The sequence below is a fragment of the Petrimonas sulfuriphila genome, from assembly GCA_038561985.1.
Taxonomy (GTDB): Bacteria; Bacteroidota; Bacteroidia; order Bacteroidales; family Dysgonomonadaceae; genus Petrimonas; species Petrimonas sulfuriphila.
This window is the reverse complement of record CP073276.1, coordinates 1,546,924-1,565,817: the sequence shown is the minus strand read 5'-3', so window position 1 is coordinate 1,565,817 and position 18,894 is coordinate 1,546,924. Positions and strand designations below refer to the sequence as shown.

The following is an 18,894-nucleotide window of genomic DNA, read 5'->3' as shown; positions in this document are numbered from 1 at the left end:
GTGTCGTAAAGTTAAAATGTAAAATTAATACCTATGTTGTAGACCCTCTGCTGGGGATAATACCATGGAGAAGGCACTTCCGGGTCATACCCGATCTCTTTCATATGATCATAAATCAGTAAGAGATTGTTCCCACTCAGGTAGACCCTGCAGTTTTGTAGTCCAAACCTCTTTATCCAGTTAGCAGGCAGATTATAACCGAGCTCCACATTTTTCAGCCTCAGGAATCCGGCATCCATAAGCCAATGAGTGGAAGGTTGCGTGTTCTCTCCCCTGCTCTCGGAACTCCTTGGCATCGTGGCATCCCTGTTTTCGGGCGTCCAGTGGTTCTTCACACGCCATTGGTAGTAATTCCCTGCTCCTTTACTCAGAGAAGTGGTCCAGTTCGTGGTGTTTAAAAAATTAGCATTTTCCTGACCCTGCAAAAGTACCGATAGATTGAAATTCCTATAAATGATCCCGGCATTTAATCCGAATATTATTTCAGGATCAGCAGTCTCATTGATTCGTATCCTATCGTATGAATTTATCTCCCCGTCTTTATTCACATCCTCATATTTGATATCACCCGGTTGGGCTCCCAATAGATGCGGATAGCTTTCAATCTCTGCCTGGTCTTTGAATATACCGATGGATCTATACAGCAATCTTGATCCTAAAGGCCTCCCTGTCGCCAATTGGTACTCTTCCGCCATCGGCGCTTCATCCGTGAAGATAACCTTATTCCTTGCGAAAGAGAAGTTACCGGAAATAAAATATTGGACACCTTTATATTGGGAATTGTAACTGATTTCAAGATCTATCCCCCTGTTACGGACAATCCCGATATTCTCGTCCGGCAATTGTAGGCCGGTATATTCCGGAATTACAGCTGATCGTTTAGTCAGTATATTGGATCTCTCCGAATTGAAAATATTGATTTCACCGCGCAATGCGTTCCAAAGATAAAAATCTATTCCGAAGTTGAATGTATTCGCAATCTCCCAGGTGATATTGGGATTAGGAACATTTAATGCATTAAGGCCGTTTACATCCACATCGCCGATCACGTAATTACTGCCAAATCCGTAGGCCGCCAAGTATTGGTACGCCGGAATATTATCATTTCCCATTTTTCCGTAGGATGCTTTCAATTTTAAGTAGGAGATAAAATCGACTTTATCCATGAATGCCTCTTCCGAAACATTCCACCCGGCTGAAACACCTGGAAAGAAACCGAACCTTTTGTCGCGCGGGAAGTTCTGGGAGCCGTCATACCTGAATGTAAACTGCAATAAATATTTCCGGGCATAATTGTAACTTAATCTCCCGAAATAGTTGATACGTGCCGATTCTCCTGCTGATCCGTTGTTATTCATATAGTTTCTGTCGCTGGTTCCGGCAAATAATTCGTGTATTTTGGTAGATACGAAGCGGCTCCGGGAACCGAGCAGGTAGTCGTAACTGCCGGTCATCTGTTCATACCCTACCAGACCAGCAAAACTATGTTGATTCCATTGCTTTTCGTAGTTCAGCATGGCATTCCATAAAAACATACTGTTGTTTCCGGTATCCACGCTTAAACTCGGGTCATCCGCTCCGAATCCGGTTCTTCCCCGGGTATATTCACCCGTATCTTCATCCCGGTAATAGACAAAACTCGGTTCATACCAGACTTTGTTGAAGTTGTTACTGAAATCATAATTGAAACTTCCGTTAAGGAATAATCCTTCAACCCAGGGAGCATTGATTCGGTAAGTGAGCGTGGATTGAAGCATTTTACTCTTTGACTTCCTGTATCCCTCGTTAGCACTTACTCTATTGATCAGGTTGTCGTTATCTCGACCGGGAGCCGGATAATCCGTGCCCGGCCATAAGGGAAACCAGGTAGGATGGTACAAGAAAATATGTGGATATATATCGTTGTAGTTGTAAGGCCTGATGCCATCCAACACTGTTCCTCTCAGATTTAGCCCGATCGAGGCAAGTTCTGAAATATTGGCATCGATTTTCGATTGCAGGTTATACTGCTCATGTTCGGTGATACCGTATTTATAATGTCCGTCCTGAAATGTTCTTCCCAGCGAGATCCTATATGTCATCTTCTCATTACCTCCATCCACTGAAAGATCCATACGGTTTTGCGGGGTGAATTTCTTCGTGATATAAGAGTACCAGTCTGTACTTGGATAGTACGGATCTGTACCGTTTCTATACAGTTCCAATTCACTGTCACTAAAAATAGCCGGCCTCCCGTGCAGCACTTCTATTTCGTTCTGGATGGATGCGAAAGTATAAGCGTCAGTCATTTGAGGAACCCTTGTGTCTTGTTGAAAACCGGCATTGTACGTAAAGTTGAAAGCAGGTTTGCCTGCCCGTCCGCGTCTAGTCTCCACAAGTATCACCCCGTTGGCGGCACGTGCCCCGTAGATGGCAGCCGTAGCATCTTTCAGTACGGTTATATTTTCAATATCGTTGGGGTTGAGCCTTTCCAACCCATCCCTCGGAACCCCGTCTATGATGATCAGAGGAGCATTGTTCCCCAGCGTATTTTTTCCACGAATAAAGATAGTCGGATTATCCAATCCTGGTTCTCCGCTTCGCGTGTTTACGGTAACCCCTGCCATTGTCCCGGCCAAGGAATTCAGGACGTTGGAAACCGGTATTTCCCGGATCTGATCCCCTTTTACGGAGGCAACCGAACCGGTCAGTTCTTTCGTCTTTTGCGTGCCGTAACCAATCACCACCACTTCTTCCAAAGCCTCCACATCCTCTTGCAATACAATATCAAGCGTTGCCCTGCCCTCAAGAGGTATCGTTTGTGAAACCATTCCCACATAAGATATCTCCAATACCGCATCCGCAGGCACATTCGATAAAATAAAATTTCCACCCGAGTCGGTCACGGTACCGGTGGAAGTTCCCCGTATCATTACAGATACTCCAATCAATGACTCTCCCTTGGTATCGTTGACTACTCCTTTCACTGTCACTGTTTGCGCAGATAAACACACAGAGAATGTCCATATCAAGAGAAGCATAATCCCTTTTGTTAAACTTAAAATTACCTGTTTCATTCCTGGTCTTTGCTTTAGATTAATTGATAAATTATTCGATATTATGTATCCCATAAAATCTTTATGTGTCATAGTATATGTTAATGTTTACAAGCCGGCTATTAATTCGATCCGTTACAAACGGCAAATACCTTGTCGGCGTCTATTGAAAAATCAAACGGATATTTCCGGCCAATGCCGGCTGAGAGAGAAGAGAGTTTGCAGATAACTGAAACCCGGTGCGGTAATGGGCAATCGTACAGGCAAAGAATGTATATGCGGGATAAAAAAAGAGGCGTGGACGATTGTCGCTATTCCTTACTACAGGCTCCGCAAGGGCCTTAACACGAGAATAAGACAATGTCCACGCCCTTATTGCTAAGGGCGCTTCCATTCTTTGGCCTCGTGTTTGAATTTTGCGGATTCGTAGTAAAGACCAAAAAAGCGCTTATATTAGTTTGTGCCGTTTTTTTACAACACAAAGATAATAATTCGTTTTAATCTGTTATGTTTTCATAGGCTTACTTTTTAACAATTCGATGATTCTTTATTTATATGTACGAGAGAATTTGATTCACTATCAACTTCAACCTTTTTTTTAACAATTAATCAACTCATCATAAGATGTTTGTTGTCGTCAACAACAATTTACCGTTTTTTTAAAACTATTCAGTAACAAAGGAATAAAGATTCTTTGTGAATAACGGAACAAAACAGGAGTATAATTATGCAATTCTCCGATATAATTATACGTATCTCACCAAAAGTCGCTATTTTTGTTTTGCAACTCCGAAAACAAACAACAAAAATGGAAACAAAAGAACGGACTTTAAAAAACACACATCACGGACACGCTATCAAGCGTATCCGGCATACCTTAGGGATCAAACAGGAAGTCCTGGCGGATATGATGGGAACCACCCAGGCGCGAATCTCTAACTACGAACAGAAGAAAGAACTGGAAGATGAGATGATTAATAGATTTGCCAAAGCACTGAATGTTGTCCCCGAACTGATCAGGGAACTGGAAGAAGACCCGGTAACGGTGATTATTGAGAATAACACCTTTGAGAAAGGAAGCGGCGCCGCATACTACAATGTAATCAACAACAACCCCGACCCTGTTGACCGTTTTATCGAATTGTCCAATGAGAAAACCGCCCTCTACGAACGGATGCTTGAACTGGAAAAAGAAAAAAACGCTCTTCTGGAACAGTTGTTAAAGGAGCGACCCTAAGATTCCCATTTCACTCTTTCCGACCACCCGGAAAGGCGGTGGGCTTCCCATCGCGAATGCCTCACAGCAAACTATCTTTTACACAACGCTTCGTTCAGGGCGATCACTCCCTCTTCGTATTGCTCGCGGGAAATGACAAACTGCATATTCACCTGCATCAGTGATTGGGCAAAACTCTCAACGTTTATACCCTTTTCGTGCAACGCCTTTGCCGCCCGATAAAGGAATCCAGGCATAGCAATGTTCGTTCCCATGGCACAGACAATGGCAGCCGGCAACACCGTTACCTGGTAAAATACCTCCTTGAGTACCCGGATAAGTTCGTGAGCCCTCTCTTCATCCCAGACCACCATAGTGATAGAATTGGCGTTGGTAGATTTCAGGATGTAGCTCACATTGTATTTTTGGAAATACTGCATGATTCGCGCATCGTAACCCACTTCGCCTACCATCATCGGATCGTGGATCTCCAAAGCAATCACTTTGCGTGACCCCGAAACGATTTCAACACGCGCCTCGGGCGAAATATAATCCCGTGAAATCAATGTTCCCGGATGTTCCGGTTCGAAAGTGTTTTTAATGCGTATGTTGATTCCAGCCAACTCCAGGGGCTTCGCAGCTTTCGGGTGAATAGCCTCCATGCCGATGTCTGCCAGCTGGTCGGCAATAATATAATTGGTTTGTCCAACAGGAACACTGTTTTCTACCCCAACAATTTTAGGATCGGCGCTGGAAAGGTGGTATTCTTTGTGTATAACCGCTTCATCTGCTTTCACTTCAACGGCGATCTTACTGAAGGTTACTTCTGAATATCCGCGGTCAAATGCGCGCATAATACCTTCTGTTCCTTTCGTATATCCTGTTGCCACACAGACGATATTGCTAAAATCGACTCCTGCAAATTCGCGATGGATACGCTGGTCAATGGTCAGCGGCTCATTGTCGTTGAAACCGCAAAGGTCGATAAACCGGGCATTTATACCGTTATTGTTCAATATGTTGACCGAATTCCATCCCGAATGGGCTTCTCCAAGGGAAGCCAGGATTTCCCTGGCCGCCAGGTGGATGTCAGTCATGTTTACGTATCCCGACGCAAGTACTTTTCCCAAGCTGTAGAGCAGGGTTTTTGCCTGGTCCACTCGAAACCGGATAAAATCACGCGCTTCTTTCAAGTCCAGGCCAATGTCGGCAAATCCATCGTTGATCAGTAAGAGCCGTTGACAGAACGAGTCCAGTGCACTACTGTAATCTTCCCCGTTCAAAAACTTGTTGTAAATCCCGGGCTCACCCGTCTTTTTATGTTCCAGCAACCAATTGGTCACGTTGTTGTATGCCGAAACTACAAATATACGGTTGTAATACTCATCACCTTTGCGATGGCCTTTTATGATGTTTTGAAGCACATCCTGAAACTGAGACATGGATGTTCCGCCGATTTTTTCTACTGTAAGCATCGTTTTGTTTGCGATTTTAAATCCGTCAGGGACGGAGAAGTTTTATGACGTGCAAATGTAGGGATTTTTTTTGCAGATTAGAAAAAATGACGTAATTTGCGTAAAAATTTTCAGTTATGATTAATTATAAAGAAATTATCACCATAGAACCTGGTAAACGCGGGGGAAAGCCCGTCATAAGGGGAATGCGGATAACCGTAGGGGATATTCTCGGATGGCTTGCTTCCGGAATGACAATCCCAGAAATCTTGTCCGATTTTGATGAATTGACAGAGACAGATATCTATGCGGCATTAAGTTTCGCGGCAAACAGAGAGAATAAGACCTATCTAATAGCGGTATGAAACTATTTAATAAATTGCTCGACAACGGTTAAGCATGAAGGGCTATGGGTTTCCGCCAAAAATAATTTGGATTCGTACGGGAAATCTAAAAACTATGGAAATTGCGGATATTCTGAGAAACTACTCAAAAGATATTGATAATTTTATCGATGATAATAATTTTGGATGTTTTGAAATCCTTAAATTAAAGTAACAAATCCTTTAGTCATTTCCTGGCAAACCCGAAACTCGATTTCAATTCTTCATACACACGGTGAATCGGTAACCCCATAACGTTAAAATAAGAGCCTTCAATATGTTTTACCGCCACGTAGCCGATCCATTCCTGCACTCCGTAAGCGCCGGCTTTGTCCAACGGGCTGTATCTTTCCACGTAGTATTCAATCTCCTCTTCCGATAATTCGGTAAAAGTAACCCGGGTAGTGTCGGAAAAAGCCACTTGTTTTTTCGTGGATGTAAGACAAACCCCCGTGATGACCCGGTGTGTCTGGCCCGAAAGTTCTCGGAGCATCCGCTTTGCTTCGGCATTATCCATCGGTTTCCCGTAGACTTTATTGTTCAGCAGGACAACGGTATCGGCCGTAATCAGGAGTTCATTGTCTTTAAGCTGTGGCAGGTAAGCGGTTGTTTTTTTAAGGGCAAGGTATTCCGCCACCTTCTCCGGGGGAGTATCGTTGGTGTATGTTTCTTCGATATCGGGCAACGTTCTTATTTCGTACTCAATGTCGATACCGGTAAGCAGTTCTTTTCGCCGGGGAGAGTTGGAGGCGAGGATAAGGTGATAATTTGCAATGGCCATTCCCTAAATTTTCAACAAAGTTACAAAACAAAGTTTGTTTTTTGTAAATTTGCACGAAACTCATTGTCTATGATTGTTGATATTTGCCTCTCTCCCGCCCTTTACCCCTATTATCAGAAGGAGAACGATGTGGTTGTGGTAGTCGATATATTCCGGGCCACCACCACGATGTGTGCTGCTTTCAATAACGGAGCTGCCTCCATAATTCCCGTTGCCGACATCGAACGGGCAAAGAGGTACAAATCAGAGGGATTCCTGGTAGGGGCTGAAAGAAAAACCCGTCGCGTGGAGTTTGCCGATTTTGGAAACTCCCCGTTTGAATATACGCCGGATAAAGTGTCGGGACGGGATATTGTTTTCACCACAACCAATGGCACGAGGGCTATAGAGGCTGCAAAAGATTGCGGACGGCTTTTTATCGGCGCGTTTTCCAACATAGACAACCTGGCCGACACCTGCTTGTCGTCGGGTGAAAGAATTGTGGTCTTATGTGCCGGCTGGAACAACTGCGTAAGTATGGAAGACACGTTGTTTGGCGGAGCCTTTGTGAAAAAATTGTCGGAAAGGGCGGAAATTGTTTTTGGATCAGACGCTGTGCGGATAGCAATGGAGTTATGGGAAAAAGCCAGAAACTCCCCGATGGATTATCTGAAAAACGCCGACCATTACCACCGCCTCATCGCCAACGGCGCAGAGGGCGATGCGGCCTATTGCCTCCAGCGGAATACGGTCTCGGTGGTGCCGTATTACAACAGGGAAAGTAAAAAGCTTACAGTGTTGCAATAGCTTTTATTCATCCCAGTCAAACTCATCAAAATCGAATTTATCGGTAAACTGGTCCAGATCGCGGCGTTCTTTTTTGGTGGGGCGCCCGGTTCCGCGCTGCCTGTCCACGAATCCGCTTATCTTGTTCAATTCCAGTATTTCGTATTGCTCAGGAGGGGTAACATTTTCCATAAATTGCGGGACAAGTTTTGCCCCCATCCGTTTATCGGATAAACCCAGCACTTTAAACGAAAAAGTAACCGGCGGCTTACGTACCTGAACGACATCTCCGACACGAATCATCCTCGACGGTTTCACCGATACGTTATCGATCAACACACGCCCTTTCTTGCATGCATCCAACGCAACCGTTCGGGTTTTAAAAATCCGCACAGCCCACATCCATTTATCGATCCGAACTTCGTTCATCCTTTTTGATACAACCTCACTTACTTATTATTATACTGATTCATCGTAATATTTACGCCGGCCAGGCAAAAACTGCGTATAATTTCCGCAGCCTTCTCCAATCGTTCGGGAAGAAACTGCTTCTCTTCACCGGAAAACTCGTCCAACACATAATCCACCTGTGCTCCGCGGGGAAAATCATTTCCGATCCCAAACCTCAACCGGGCGTATTGCTGAGTACCCAGGACCTGCTCAATGTGTTTCAACCCGTTATGCCCGGCATCACTGCCTTTCGACTTCAACCGCAGTGTACCGAACGGCAGAGCCAGGTCATCTACCACTACGAGGAGATTCCTGTCTTCAATTTTCTCTTTTTGCAGCCAATACCGGACGGCATTCCCGCTTAGGTTCATAAACGTGGAAGGTTTTAGCAGCAGAAGCGATTTATTCTTCAACCGGGTCTCGGCGACAAAGCCGTATCGCTTGTCCTGAAAAACAATATTGGACGCTTTTGCAAAAGCGTCCAATACCCTAAATCCTATGTTGTGGCGGGTGTTCTCGTAATCAGGCCCGATATTCCCCAATCCCACAATTAAATACTTCATTTAACGTTTTCTCTTTACCGTTACTGTGCTTTAGCTGCGGCACCTCTAGCGGCACGTGTCAGCTGAACGCGGCAAACAACGGCATTTTTCGGGGTCAGCAGTTCTAGTCCTTCAAAGTTCAACTCGCCCACCTGAATGGATTTTCCCAATTCGAGATCTTCTACGTTGACAACCAATTCCTGGGGCAGCTTTTCAGCCAATGCTTTCACTTTCAGTTTACGCAAGTCGAGCGACAGTTTACCTCCCGACTTAACACCGGCAGCCAACCCTTCCAAGCGAACCGGGAGTTCAATTACAAGCGGAACATTGGGGAATACGTGCAAGAAATCGATGTGAAGAATATTGTCTTTTACGGGATGGAACTGTATCTCTTTCAAAATAGCCATTACGGATTTTCCATCCAAAACAAGGTTGATCAAATAAACTTCGGGCGTGTAGATGAGGTTGCGGACATCGCTTTTTTTCACCACAAAATTGAGGTTTTTTTCGTTACTTCCGCCATAAACAACACAGGGAATAAGCCCTTCGCTACGATAGCTTCTCGCTGCTTTTTTTCCGAAATCTTCTCTGACTTCGCCTTTTAATTCGTACGTTTTCATTTTTTAATTTTTGTTTGTGTTACTCAAAATAAAGTTTGTTTTTTGCTTCTTTATTTCCCATCACACGAGGGAGCTTCCAAAAAGCGGCGCAAAAATAGTGATAATCTTTTTATTATCCAAACTTTCACCGGACTCTTTTCTTCAAATCTTCTACCGGAATGCTTAACAACCGCCCAATAGGCGTATCGCCGCGGTACGTGATTATACGCATCATAACAGCATCTTTGGGGATAAGCTGCGGTTTGGCATATCTGGGATAGAAGTTATCCGGTGTTGAACTGTCGAAACTGGTGTAAATATCCAATCCGCTTATTTCTGTAGTTAGCTCCACGAAATACTGCTCGCTGTCACGCGTAACACGCACAATCGGATCGTATATGGCTGGTGAATATTTCGTTTTTGCGTAGTCGAAACGCATGAAATGATTTTCTGTTTTCAACACAAACTGGTCCCAGTCTTTTCTCTCTTTGGGAGACCAAAGCGATTCAGAAACAGCAAATCCACGCGGCCAGGTCATGTATTCTGCCTGACGGATGTTGTAAACCTGTTCTGTCCACAGATTGGCCTGGCCTCCTAAAATATAGTTAGCATCAGCTCCTTCGGGAATCGGGTCGAATTTATAAGTCTGGTTCAACCGCAACGAAGCATATACGCGGGGTTCTGTGCTGATATCGCCCTGCATATAATCGATATACACGTAATTGGTTGGGCTCATCACCACATAATGCCCCGATTTGGACGCTTCAATTCCGTAATTAACGCCGCGCCAGCTCATCAACGCAGTGGTTGGCGTAATACCGCCTTCCAGAATTTCGTCCCATCCCATCATCTTTTTGCCTTTTGATAAAATAATCCGCTCCAGCCGTTTACCAAAATAGGATTGCACTCCGGCCATATCCTTAATGCCTTCGCGCTGCATAAGCTGTTTCACCTCGGGGCTTTTTTCCCAAAACGTGTACGGTGCTTCATCACCACCCGTATGAATATATTCAAAGGGGAAAAGCGAAGCCACTTCAGTCATCAGTTTATCCAGAAAATCATACACCTTTTCGTTGGATGGGCAAAGCGTATTTTCGTACATGGCTGCCGGCCGGCCACCCGTATTCCAATCCAGGAAAGGGGCCCCCGTACGCACGGCGTGTGCGCCGCTTTCAGGGAAGCAAGACAGCTCAGGATAAGCTGCGAGAATAGCCGAACTGTGCCCGGGGACATCAATTTCAGGCATCACCTGAATGTTTCTTTCTTTGGCGTATTGAACAATTTCTTTAATCTCGTCCTGGGTATAAAACCCGCCGTAATTTTTCGGGGCATCGGGATCGGGTTGAGAAAAGCCGCCAAACCACCCGATCTGCTCCTGACGCCACGCCCCAACTTCCGTAAGTTTGGGCAGGCTTTTTATCTCGATCCGCCACCCTTCGTCGTCAGTGAGGTGCCAATGGAACAGGTTGTATTTATATTTCACCATATTATCCAGGTATTGTTTAACCTCGTCAACGGTGAAAAAATGTCGGGAAACATCCAGCATCAACCCGCGCCAGCCTACCCGGGGATAATCGGTAATCTCCACCTGAGGGACCTGCCAGGAAACATTCCTTTCGGGTTTATCACTTTCAACTTGAGGCGGCAAAAGCTGCAAGAACGTTTGGACACCGTACAGCAACCCGGCCGGTTTATTGGCGCTAATGTTCACGTTACCCGAAGTAACCGATAAAGTATACCCTTCGTTGCCAATTTTGGTGTCTGTCTTCGCATTGACCGTTAAAACGATGTCCGCGCTGGCCACATTGTTGCGCACGGTCACTTTTTTACCCAGAGCCGTGGAAAGTTTTTTCGTCAGGTGTTCGCTTATGAAGCTCATCTCATCTCCTGCAGGAGCGGAAATCACGATATTGTCGGGTAGCACATAATGTCCTCCTTTTTTCACCACAGAAACAGGTTCGGGAATAATGGAAATTCCCCGTTCAACCTGCTGGCCAAAAGTCAGCAATCCAAAAACGGATAAGGTAAATAATAGAATAAATTTCTTCATCGTAAAACTATTGAATTTGTTGTTTGATTGATTTGTGATTTGCAAATTTACGAAAAAAAGGATGAGTTTCGTGATTCTGTTCCATCAAACAACAGAACACATGAAATCCTAAATCGTAAATATTTATTATCTTTGCACTTCAAATAACAGTCAATTTCAATATGGATACAGTACTCAGTGGAATCCGGTCGACGGGAAACTTGCATTTAGGAAATTACTTCGGTGCGTTGCGCAACTTCATCCGGATGCAGGACGAGAACCGGTGTTTCTTTTTTATTGCCGATATTCACTCACTCACCACACACCCCGACCCGAAAGATTTACACGGGAACGTTAAAAATGTATTGGTGGATTACCTGGCCGCGGGCATTGATCCCGGTAAATCGGTCATCTATATACAAAGTGACGTGCCGGAAACGATCGAGTTGTATCTCTATCTGAACATGCACGCATACATGGGTGAACTTGCCAAAACCACATCATTCAAGGAGAAAGCAAGAAAACAACCCGAGAACGTAAATGCGGGATTACTTACCTACCCCACGCTGATGGCTGCCGATATCCTTATTCACAACGCCGACAAGGTGCCCGTGGGAAAAGATCAGGAACAGCATCTGGAGATGACCCGTAAATTTGCCCGCCGGTTCAACAATTTCTACGGTGTGGAATTTTTTAAAGAGCCTGTCGCATACAACTTTGGAGAGGAACTGGTGAAAATTCCCGGGCTGGACGGAAGCGGGAAGATGGGAAAATCGGAAGGAAACGCCATTTACCTGGCAGATTCGCCCAAAGAGATCGAAAAGAAAGTAAAACGTGCCCTCACTGATTCCGGACCCACTCAGCCGAATTCCGTGAAACCAGACTACATAGAGAACCTGTTTACCATTATGCGTGTGGTTTCGACCCCCGAAGTTGTAGAACATTACGAAAACAAATGGAACGCATGTGACATTCGTTACGGCGACCTGAAAAAACAACTGGCCGAAGACATTATTAAAGTGACTTCACCCATTCGCGAACGAATCCTGGAAATTGAAAAAGACGACGCCTATTTGCGAAAGGTCACCCGGGAAGGGGCAGAAAAGGCACGCGAAAGCGCATCAAAAACCATTGCCGCAGTCCGGGAGATTGTAGGGTTCAAAAAATTTTAAACCAACAGGCCCCTGATTTTTGACGGAATGACAGTGTCATTCCTTTTTTTGTTAAACTTTTCGCATAAAAGATTGTTCACACTCAATAACTACAATGCAACGATTTTATGCTACCGTTTAAATCCATAGAATTAAAAGACAAAGACATTATCAATTCGCACCTCTGCAAACAAAATTACAGGGCATCGGATCTCTGTTTCACCAATCTGTACAGCTGGGGGAAAAAGTTCGACACCCAATACGCAACGGAGGGCGAATGGCTTTTTATCCGGTTCAGGGACAACAACAACCGGAACTCCTACCTGAAACCGGTGGGAGGCGACAATATAAAGAGAGCCATTGAAACGATCATAGACGACCACCAGCAGTTTGATACGACTTTTCAGATCAGGGGGTTGACTCAGGAGATGATCAATGAAATTGAAACGGCAATGCCCGGTGCTTTCGATTACAAGTTCAACCGCAGCGTATCGGACTATATCTACACAACAGAAAAAATGATCAACCTTACCGGGAAAAAGTTACAAAGCAAAAGGAATCATATCAACAGGTTTAAGCGCGAAAACGAGTGGAAATACAAATCGTTGACCGGGAATCCGGCACTGGTAAAGGAATGTAAAGAAATGCTCGACCAGTGGATGCAGATAAACCTGGAAGAGAAGGACCCTTCGCTGGTTTACGACGATTTTGCTACTACGCTGATGCTTGAGAATTTTGAATACCTGGAGCTGAAGGGCGGGTTAATATGTGTGAACAACGAAATCGCCGCATTCACAATCGGTGAGCCCCTTACAAAAGACACCTTTATTGTTCACGTAGAAAAGGCATTCACCACTATACACGGCGCCTACAACATCATCAACCAGCAATTTATCGAGAATGAAGCAGCGGATTTTACTTATGTGAACCGGGAAGAAGACATGGGTATTGAAAACCTGCGTAATGCCAAGCTGTCTTATCAGCCCGATATTCTACTCGAGAAATACAACGCACGCCTTAAGAATTAATCACCATGATACACTACGCCGACAATACGACCAGACAGCAGGTTTACGACATGTGGAAAACCGTGTTCGGCGATTCCGACGAATACATGGAGATTTATTTCCGGGAGAAATACAGGAACGAAAATACACTGATCTATTTCGAGAGCGGGAAGGCAGTCTCTTCCCTGCAGATGCTCCCGTTTGATTTTTCATTTCACGGTTCAGAAATTCCAGTAGCTTATTTTTCCGGGCTATGCACGCTACCAGAAGCCAGGAAAAAAGGATTTATGGGGGCTCTTATCAAAAAATCTTTCGGTGAAATGGATGAAAAAGGAATCCCGCTTGCCATTCTGGTTCCGCAGGACAAAACAGTAATGAAGTTCTACAGGCAATTTGGATTTACCCAAACATTTGATGCAGGTGCCCCTCTTCCCGACTTACAAAAAATTATGGTTGAATCGGAAAACCTCCATAATGCTTACGAGATATTCGATTCTTTTTTTCGTCAACGCGACATGACAGTGCAAAAAACGCCGGATGATTTTCGTGCAATTGTGGAAGAAGCCGCATTGTTTGATTTTCCAGTCAAAAAAGGCCTGATGGCCATGTCGCGCATCACAGATGCAGAAAAGCTGTTGATAATTTTCGCAAAAAAATATCCCCAAATAAAAGTTTCTGTAAAAGTTTCAGACCCCATTATCGGGAAAAATAATGCTGTTTTTGTGATAAAAAACGGGAGTGTCTCCAAAAGCAGCAAAAAAGAAACAACGCATTTCTATGTAGAGATAGATGCGCTGACCCAGCTACTTCTTGGTTATAAAACTTCAGAATTTTCAAATGATTACCGCCTTGTTTTTCCTGAAAAACAGCCATTGATTGGCTTTATGATGGAATAAAAAAAAGGTCACCTCGATCGAGATGACCTCTTTTGTCTTCGGTTTATCCTGTTATTGTCAATAAGGTAAAAAAGATTGTTTTAGGTTATCGATACAAAGATAAGCCTCTTTTTTCATACCTGCAAAATATATTTACATGTTTTATAACATATTTTTTAATTTGCCATCCATTTTTTCTGCTGGAATTCTGTATGATTTCTGACCGCACGGATGTAAAACAAAAAAGAGAGTAATGCTGAATAGCGTCGACTCCCTTTTTTTCGTTTTTCCGGAAAATTTTACTTTCTCAGGCCTAATTCTTTAACGATAGCCCTGTACCTATTGATATCTTTTTCTACCAGGTAATCCAGTAAACGACGACGTTTACCCACTAAAATTTTCAATGAACGTTCCGTGTTATAATCTTTTTTGTTTGACTTCAAATGCTCAGTCAAATGCGAAATACGGTATGAAAACAATGCTATCTGCGCTTCAGGCGAGCCAGTATCAGTGTTAGACTTTCCGTGCTTGGCAAAGATTTCTTTCTTTTTTTCAGAATCTAAATACATAAAACTTGTTTGTAAAAATTTATTTAAAAAGTTTTTGGGAGGCAAAGATACAGCTAAATTTTCAGATTACAAATATTTTACAACTATTTATTCTCCACGGCGCATCAATCTCCCACTCAATCTTTTTATGGCATTATTTATCTCTATGTCGGGTTCAATCACGTTGTATTCGCCCCAGAACTCAGGATCCTGGAAGTGTTCCACCTTTTCCGCAATCACATCGGTAGAACGGATTCGTTCATCCCTCGGAAATTTATTGACACTTTCCTGATACCTGTCCGTAATGGCCATCTCGGAACCGATCGTGTAGTTTGTTGCAAAAAGCCCGAAGAACCGGTTAGTCCACCTTACCCGGAACCGGACTTCAGTGCTGCTGTAATTGAAAAACCATTTACCGTTATTTTCGATAAAATCGGCAATATAGCGGGCTTCTTCCACATCCACTTTCATCTTTGAAGGTTTACGCCGGATAAAAATATTGGAAGCATCTTTCCGGCCCTCCACATTCATGTTAAATTCTATTCTGACAATAGCCAGGGATTCAACATCCAGGTAAACCTTTCCCCGGAACAGAATATCTTTTATACCGTTCTTCGGCAGGAAATTAATCTCATAGTGCGGCTTGTTGTTGATGCTTATCATTCTTTCAATGGTGAAAATATATTCATCCCCTTTTTCACCAAAAACGATCTCGGGATTCTTCGCCACATCCAACATAAGTGCTGTACTGATTCCGCCCTGAAACTTCAACAAAACAGTATCGCGCGGCGAAATATCGGTTGCTTTCCGGCCTATGTAGATTTTTGCCTGGTCACTCTCGTACGAACGATACGAAGATTTATACACATCCAATACGGTTTCGACCAAAGAAATATAGTTTGCATTTTTCTTTATCGATTCCCGGTAAAACGCCACCATCATATTGGGATCGGTAGAATAGTTTTGCGGTATACGGCTCAACGCTTCCCTTATCAACTCACTTCCATCACCAGAAACTACTTCAAGCGGCCCCAGTTCAATGAAAGAAGGTATTAACATAATGTGGTTGTTGGGCTTGTCGATGAGCGTAACCACCGGAACCTCCAGGTTCTCATACCCCAGATACCGTATAATCAGTCTGGAGTTTTTTGCCGATGCAGGAACCCTGAGCGTAAAGTATCCATCCTGGTTGGTGACACTCGATATATTCAGGCTTCCTACAGTTACACTCGCATTGGAAAGCGGATCGCGGGTGTCACTTGCCAATACCCTACCCCGCAGCGTATACGATTGTGCCTGCAACACGTCATCCCCAAAGAGCTGAAAACTAAAGAGCAGCAACAGCAATAAGTTAATAATCCTATAATTTTTCATTGGTTTGGAAAGTTTTAAATTGTTTATCCATCGGGTTACATACGCTACACAAAGTAAACGTTTTTTACTTAAACAATCAAACTAAACCACAGAGTTTTAATGATTATTTTATAAGGTCACAATACATTGTCATTCGCAAGATTTAACTGATGCCGTAACGGAAGTTCAATTATTTAAATGATGATATAAAACAAATTCTAAACTTTAATACCTAAATTTGTGGTGAAAAAAATCTGAAAAAGAGCATGACGCATAAATACGATTTTCTAATTATCGGATCGGGCATTGCGGGGATGAGTTACGCCCTGAAAGTGGCCAAACACGGCAAAGTGGCTATAATAGCTAAAACAACGCTAGAAGATGCCAACACTTACTATGCACAGGGCGGCATTGCTTCGGTAACAAATCCCTGGGACAATTTTGAAAAACACATTACAGACACGCTCGATGCGGGGGCAGGGTTGTGTGATGTCAGCGTAGTGGAACGCGTTGTACAAGAGGCCCCGGCACAAATCAATGAACTGATCAGCTGGGGTGTAAATTTTGACAAAGACGAAAAAGGAAATTTTGACCTGCACCGGGAGGGCGGACATTCCGAATTTCGGATCCTACACTACAAGGACAGCACAGGTGCAGAAATACAAACAAGTCTGATAGAAACCATCCGGAATCACCCCAATATTGATGTCTATGACAATCATTTCACCATCGAAATCCTTACCCAGCACCACCTGGGCCAGGTTGTCACCCGGCATACCCCGGGAATAGAATGTTACGGTGCCTACATTCTGGATTTACAGACCCGGGAAGTGCTGACGTTTCTTTCGCGCATAACCATGATGGCGACCGGCGGTATCGGTTGTATCTATCAAACAACAACCAATCCACTTGTCGCAACCGGCGATGGCATAGCCATGGTAGCACGCGCCAAAGGCGAAATAAAGGGGATGGAGTTCGTACAGTTTCATCCCACGGCGTTGTATCATCCCGGCGTGCGTCCGTCGTTTCTCATTACCGAAGCCATGCGGGGATACGGCGGGGTATTAAAGACAAAAGACGGTAAAGAGTTTATGCAGAAGTACGACGAACGGCTTTCTCTTGCGCCGCGCGATATTGTTGCCCGTGCCATCGATACGGAGATGAAAAACCGGGGTGACGATCATGTTTTTCTGGATGTAACGCACAAGGACGCTGAAGAGACCAAAAAACATTTTCCCACCATTTACGAGAAATGCCTTACCTACGGTATCGATATTACTAAAGAGATGATTCCGGTAGCCCCGGCTGCCCATTATTTGTGCGGTGGAATTTTCGTAAGTATTGACGGAGAAACAAGCATAAACCGCCTTTACGCCAACGGCGAATGTGCCTGTACAGGCTTGCACGGAGCCAACCGGCTGGCATCTAACTCACTCATCGAAGCAGTGGTTTTTGCCGATTCGGCTGCCAAGCACTCTGTACCCCTATTCAAAAAGTTTTCCTTTCAGGAAGATATTCCCGATTGGAATGCCGAAGGGACCACCTCCACCGAAGAGATGGTGCTGATCACACAGAGTTACAAGGAGGTGGGGCAGATCATGTCGTCCTACGTGGGGATTGTCCGTTCCGATATTCGCCTGCAGCGGGCAATGGACAGGCTGAACATTCTTTTTCGGGAAACCGAGAACCTTTTTCAGCGGTCGGTTGTCTCGCGCGAGATTTGTGAACTCCGCAATATCATCAAGGTAGGCTATATGGTCATTAAGCAAGCCATGGCACGCAAAGAAAGCCGCGGCCTGCACTATACCATTGACTATCCGGACAAGGATCCGGACTCAACGTTATAGCCGTAATACACAACACAAGGTATGATAAAATCCATTAACATAAACGGCGAATTGCTCGATTTCTCCACTCCGCTGGTGATGGGAATTTTAAATGTTACTCCCGATTCCTTTTATTCGGGCAGTCGTAAACAATCTGAAGAAGAGATTGTCAGCCGCGTCCGCCAAATTCTGGAGGAAGGTGGGAAAATTGTCGATATTGGCGGTCAATCCACAACACCGACTTCCACTTTAATACCGGCAAAGGAAGAGCTGAAACGCTTAGAGCCGACACTTCGGCTCGTTCGAAAAGAATTTCCCAATACTATCCTTTCCATCGATACGTTTTATTCCGAAGTAGCCGGGCCTGCCGTGGAAAAATACGGGGTAAACATCATCAACGATATTTCGGGCGGGCAGATCGATGATAACATGTTCGAAACAGTTGCCCGGCTCAATGTTCCTTATATCCTGATGCATATGCGTGGTACACCGCAAACCATGCAACAACACACCCATTACGACAATTTTATTCAGGATATCCTGTACTATTTTTCCGAGAAAATATCGAAATTGAACCTGTTGGGCGTAAACGACATCATCATTGACCCGGGGTTTGGATTCAGTAAAACGACTGATCAAAACTACCAATTGATGGCTTATTTAAAATATTTCAATATCTTTGATGTACCAATTCTGGTTGGCATCTCTCGGAAATCGATGATTTACAAGCTGCTGGAGTGTACCCCACAGGAAAGCCTGAACGGTACATCGGCTTTAAATACATTTGCCTTGTTGTCGGGAGCAAACATCTTACGCGTTCACGACGTGAAAGAAGCCGTGGAATGTGTAAAGATTGTGGAAAAAATAAGCAAATAACGTT

The 18,894-nt window shown here is 44.2% G+C and carries 18 protein-coding genes; 8 read left to right on the top strand and 10 right to left on the bottom strand.

Annotated features, from left to right (window positions below; translation table 11 throughout):
- Positions 1-11: 11 nt before the first annotated feature.
- Together KCV26_06450 and KCV26_06445 are read right to left on the bottom strand one after the other, a co-directional pair.
- Positions 12-3,056 (bottom strand): TonB-dependent receptor, encoded by a 3,045-nt coding sequence (locus tag KCV26_06450; protein WZX38009.1) that lies wholly within the window; start codon positions 3,054-3,056, stop codon positions 12-14.
- A gap of 142 nt (positions 3,057-3,198) precedes the next feature.
- The gene (locus tag KCV26_06445; protein WZX38008.1) at positions 3,199-3,429 is read right to left on the bottom strand and encodes a hypothetical protein; all 231 of its coding nucleotides are present in this window, start codon (positions 3,427-3,429) and stop codon (positions 3,199-3,201) included.
- Between the two features lie 414 nt (positions 3,430-3,843).
- Here KCV26_06445 and KCV26_06440 point away from each other — a divergent pair, with 414 nt between their 5' ends.
- Positions 3,844-4,272, top strand: a complete 429-nt coding sequence (locus KCV26_06440; protein ID WZX38007.1) for a helix-turn-helix transcriptional regulator — start codon at positions 3,844-3,846, stop codon at positions 4,270-4,272.
- A 71-nt stretch (positions 4,273-4,343) separates the two neighbouring features.
- Here the strand turns inward: KCV26_06440 and KCV26_06435 are convergent, their stop codons facing one another.
- Positions 4,344-5,726 (bottom strand): aspartate kinase, encoded by a 1,383-nt coding sequence (locus tag KCV26_06435; protein WZX38006.1) that lies wholly within the window; start codon positions 5,724-5,726, stop codon positions 4,344-4,346.
- A 116-nt stretch (positions 5,727-5,842) separates the two neighbouring features.
- Between KCV26_06435 and KCV26_06430 the strand changes: the two genes are divergently transcribed.
- On the top strand, positions 5,843-6,070 hold the full coding sequence (locus tag KCV26_06430; GenBank protein WZX38005.1) for a DUF433 domain-containing protein: 228 nt from the start codon (positions 5,843-5,845) through the stop codon (positions 6,068-6,070).
- Between the two features lie 205 nt (positions 6,071-6,275).
- Here the strand turns inward: KCV26_06430 and maf are convergent, their stop codons facing one another.
- The gene (maf, locus tag KCV26_06425) at positions 6,276-6,869 is read right to left on the bottom strand and encodes a septum formation protein Maf (GenBank protein ID WZX38004.1); all 594 of its coding nucleotides are present in this window, start codon (positions 6,867-6,869) and stop codon (positions 6,276-6,278) included.
- A gap of 69 nt (positions 6,870-6,938) precedes the next feature.
- Between maf and KCV26_06420 the strand changes: the two genes are divergently transcribed.
- Positions 6,939-7,655: a 2-phosphosulfolactate phosphatase gene (locus KCV26_06420; GenBank protein WZX38003.1), complete on the top strand. Its 717-nt coding sequence runs from the start codon at positions 6,939-6,941 to the stop codon at positions 7,653-7,655.
- 3 nt (positions 7,656-7,658) lie between these two features.
- Here KCV26_06420 and KCV26_06415 read toward each other — a convergent pair whose 3' ends face one another.
- The 4 genes from KCV26_06415 to KCV26_06400 all read right to left on the bottom strand — a co-directional run bounded on the left by KCV26_06415 (position 7,659) and on the right by KCV26_06400 (position 11,275).
- Complete coding sequence (locus KCV26_06415) at positions 7,659-8,063, bottom strand: RNA-binding S4 domain-containing protein (protein ID WZX38002.1); 405 nt, start codon at positions 8,061-8,063, stop codon at positions 7,659-7,661.
- Between the two features lie 20 nt (positions 8,064-8,083).
- Complete coding sequence (pth, locus tag KCV26_06410; GenBank protein WZX38001.1) at positions 8,084-8,647, bottom strand: aminoacyl-tRNA hydrolase; 564 nt, start codon at positions 8,645-8,647, stop codon at positions 8,084-8,086.
- 20 nt (positions 8,648-8,667) lie between these two features.
- Complete coding sequence (locus tag KCV26_06405) at positions 8,668-9,246, bottom strand: 50S ribosomal protein L25/general stress protein Ctc (protein WZX38000.1); 579 nt, start codon at positions 9,244-9,246, stop codon at positions 8,668-8,670.
- A gap of 124 nt (positions 9,247-9,370) precedes the next feature.
- Complete coding sequence (locus KCV26_06400) at positions 9,371-11,275, bottom strand: family 20 glycosylhydrolase (protein WZX37999.1); 1,905 nt, start codon at positions 11,273-11,275, stop codon at positions 9,371-9,373.
- 161 nt (positions 11,276-11,436) lie between these two features.
- Here KCV26_06400 and trpS point away from each other — a divergent pair, with 161 nt between their 5' ends.
- From trpS to KCV26_06385, 3 genes are all read left to right on the top strand, one after another.
- Positions 11,437-12,426, top strand: coding sequence for a tryptophan--tRNA ligase (trpS, locus tag KCV26_06395; GenBank protein WZX37998.1), 990 nt, complete (start codon positions 11,437-11,439; stop codon positions 12,424-12,426).
- Between the two features lie 107 nt (positions 12,427-12,533).
- On the top strand, positions 12,534-13,433 hold the full coding sequence (locus tag KCV26_06390; protein ID WZX37997.1) for a DUF2156 domain-containing protein: 900 nt from the start codon (positions 12,534-12,536) through the stop codon (positions 13,431-13,433).
- Positions 13,434-13,438: 5 nt separating this feature from the next.
- On the top strand, positions 13,439-14,308 hold the full coding sequence (locus tag KCV26_06385; GenBank protein ID WZX37996.1) for a GNAT family N-acetyltransferase: 870 nt from the start codon (positions 13,439-13,441) through the stop codon (positions 14,306-14,308).
- A 278-nt stretch (positions 14,309-14,586) separates the two neighbouring features.
- Here KCV26_06385 and rpsO read toward each other — a convergent pair whose 3' ends face one another.
- Positions 14,587-14,856, bottom strand: a complete 270-nt coding sequence (rpsO, locus tag KCV26_06380) for a 30S ribosomal protein S15 (GenBank protein ID WZX37995.1) — start codon at positions 14,854-14,856, stop codon at positions 14,587-14,589.
- An 87-nt stretch (positions 14,857-14,943) separates the two neighbouring features.
- Positions 14,944-16,209: a carboxypeptidase-like regulatory domain-containing protein gene (locus tag KCV26_06375; GenBank protein ID WZX37994.1), complete on the bottom strand. Its 1,266-nt coding sequence runs from the start codon at positions 16,207-16,209 to the stop codon at positions 14,944-14,946.
- Between the two features lie 245 nt (positions 16,210-16,454).
- Here KCV26_06375 and nadB point away from each other — a divergent pair, with 245 nt between their 5' ends.
- Together nadB and folP are read left to right on the top strand one after the other, a co-directional pair.
- The gene (gene nadB, locus KCV26_06370) at positions 16,455-18,035 is read left to right on the top strand and encodes an L-aspartate oxidase (protein WZX37993.1); all 1,581 of its coding nucleotides are present in this window, start codon (positions 16,455-16,457) and stop codon (positions 18,033-18,035) included.
- 21 nt (positions 18,036-18,056) lie between these two features.
- Complete coding sequence (gene folP, locus KCV26_06365; protein ID WZX37992.1) at positions 18,057-18,890, top strand: dihydropteroate synthase; 834 nt, start codon at positions 18,057-18,059, stop codon at positions 18,888-18,890.
- The last annotated feature ends 4 nt before the right edge of the window (positions 18,891-18,894 follow it).

Excerpts from the sequence above, each read along its gene's own strand:
- KCV26_06450 (WZX38009.1), bottom strand. The coding sequence starts at position 3,056 with ATGAAACAGGTAATTTTAAGTTTAACAAAAGGGATTATGCTTCTCTTG.
- KCV26_06445 (WZX38008.1), bottom strand. The coding sequence starts at position 3,429 with ATGGAAGCGCCCTTAGCAATAAGGGCGTGGACATTGTCTTATTCTCGT.
- KCV26_06440 (WZX38007.1), top strand. The coding sequence starts at position 3,844 with ATGGAAACAAAAGAACGGACTTTAAAAAACACACATCACGGACACGCT.
- KCV26_06435 (WZX38006.1), bottom strand. The coding sequence starts at position 5,726 with ATGCTTACAGTAGAAAAAATCGGCGGAACATCCATGTCTCAGTTTCAG.
- KCV26_06430 (WZX38005.1), top strand. The coding sequence starts at position 5,843 with ATGATTAATTATAAAGAAATTATCACCATAGAACCTGGTAAACGCGGG.
- maf (WZX38004.1), bottom strand. The coding sequence starts at position 6,869 with ATGGCCATTGCAAATTATCACCTTATCCTCGCCTCCAACTCTCCCCGG.
- KCV26_06420 (WZX38003.1), top strand. The coding sequence starts at position 6,939 with ATGATTGTTGATATTTGCCTCTCTCCCGCCCTTTACCCCTATTATCAG.
- KCV26_06415 (WZX38002.1), bottom strand. The coding sequence starts at position 8,063 with ATGAACGAAGTTCGGATCGATAAATGGATGTGGGCTGTGCGGATTTTT.
- pth (WZX38001.1), bottom strand. The coding sequence starts at position 8,647 with ATGAAGTATTTAATTGTGGGATTGGGGAATATCGGGCCTGATTACGAG.
- KCV26_06405 (WZX38000.1), bottom strand. The coding sequence starts at position 9,246 with ATGAAAACGTACGAATTAAAAGGCGAAGTCAGAGAAGATTTCGGAAAA.
- KCV26_06400 (WZX37999.1), bottom strand. The coding sequence starts at position 11,275 with ATGAAGAAATTTATTCTATTATTTACCTTATCCGTTTTTGGATTGCTG.
- trpS (WZX37998.1), top strand. The coding sequence starts at position 11,437 with ATGGATACAGTACTCAGTGGAATCCGGTCGACGGGAAACTTGCATTTA.
- KCV26_06390 (WZX37997.1), top strand. The coding sequence starts at position 12,534 with ATGCTACCGTTTAAATCCATAGAATTAAAAGACAAAGACATTATCAAT.
- KCV26_06385 (WZX37996.1), top strand. The coding sequence starts at position 13,439 with ATGATACACTACGCCGACAATACGACCAGACAGCAGGTTTACGACATG.
- rpsO (WZX37995.1), bottom strand. The coding sequence starts at position 14,856 with ATGTATTTAGATTCTGAAAAAAAGAAAGAAATCTTTGCCAAGCACGGA.
- KCV26_06375 (WZX37994.1), bottom strand. The coding sequence starts at position 16,209 with ATGAAAAATTATAGGATTATTAACTTATTGCTGTTGCTGCTCTTTAGT.
- nadB (WZX37993.1), top strand. The coding sequence starts at position 16,455 with ATGACGCATAAATACGATTTTCTAATTATCGGATCGGGCATTGCGGGG.
- folP (WZX37992.1), top strand. The coding sequence starts at position 18,057 with ATGATAAAATCCATTAACATAAACGGCGAATTGCTCGATTTCTCCACT.